The organism is Pantoea sp. VS1 (assembly GCF_002207995.1).
Lineage (GTDB): Bacteria > Pseudomonadota > Gammaproteobacteria > Enterobacterales > Enterobacteriaceae > Pantoea > Pantoea dispersa.
This window is the reverse complement of sequence record NZ_NHZE01000006.1, coordinates 1-951: the sequence shown is the minus strand read 5'-3', so window position 1 is coordinate 951 and position 951 is coordinate 1. Positions and strand designations below refer to the sequence as shown.

General features: G+C 60.1%; 2 protein-coding genes. One reads left to right on the top strand and one right to left on the bottom strand.

What is annotated here, in order from left to right; translation table 11 throughout:
• Positions 1 to 381: SOS response-associated peptidase family protein (locus CBW22_RS03975; protein WP_176428079.1), on the top strand; the 381-nt coding region annotated here is incomplete at its 5' end.
• 104 nt (positions 382 to 485) lie between these two features.
• On the opposite strand, the gene CBW22_RS26610 is transcribed toward CBW22_RS03975, so the two are convergent.
• A partial coding sequence (locus tag CBW22_RS26610; RefSeq protein WP_254919473.1) for a hypothetical protein occupies positions 486 to 951 on the bottom strand: 466 nt, incomplete at its 5' end.

Sequence of the window (951 nt, the reverse complement as noted above, 5' to 3'; positions counted from 1 at the left end):
GCATCGGGCTGGTTTGAGTGGAAAAAAAGCGGTGCCAGGAAACAGCCCTACTTCATTTATCACCGAAACAGAGAGCCGCTTTTTTTTGCGGCCATCGGGAAGCCGCCTTTTGACCGGGAGTACGGGCAGGAGGGTTTCGTCATCGTCACCGCAGCCAGCAATCAGGGGATGGTCGATATACACGATCGCCGTCCTCTCGTGCTGAAGGCCGACGCAGTCCGGGAGTGGCTGAGTCATGACACTTCGCCGGCGCGCGCGGCAGAAATTGTGCGTGACGGGGCGCTGCCTGAGTCCGTCTTCACATGGCATCCGGTAGCGGCAAAGGTCGGCAACGTTCACAACCAGGGGCCTGACATTATCCGGAACACTGGCGATGGCTGACAGAGTGTCCGGACATCTGATTATGCAGGGTGCCGGTACGGGCTGCAGTTTATTTACCCCCTGGTGAAGGCGGAGAATATAATCCCGTACCGGCACCGGTTAATTTAGCACGGTGGTGTCCCGTCGCAACCGGCCTGAGCGTCAGCATCTGACCTGGCCCGCATCCAGATGGCCTGACGGGTGAGCCAGAAGCCGGGGGAGTGAAATACGGTGCCCAGCTGCTCCGCCAGCGTCTGCGTCACCGGCAGGTGCCCCGCCAGAAAAGCCCAGGCGATATCGCTGTCCAGCCCGCAGCGGTCACACAGCTGCGTCTCGGAGATATCGTGCTCCGTCAGAAGATAAGCGAGAAAGCGGGCGGGAGAGGTGTGGCCATCCATAGATTGCCCCGGAAGCTGATGAGGAGTTTCGTCCAGATTAGAACGGTGCGTCAGATCTGCACAACGGGTCCGGAAAAAAATACCTGCCGTTAACTGCCAGCCCGCCACGCTCGCCGCAGTCACGGCTGAGGCGTACCGCAGCAGCGCGAGGAACGAACAGTCGTGCCGAGGAAGCGTCATTTCACCGATGCCG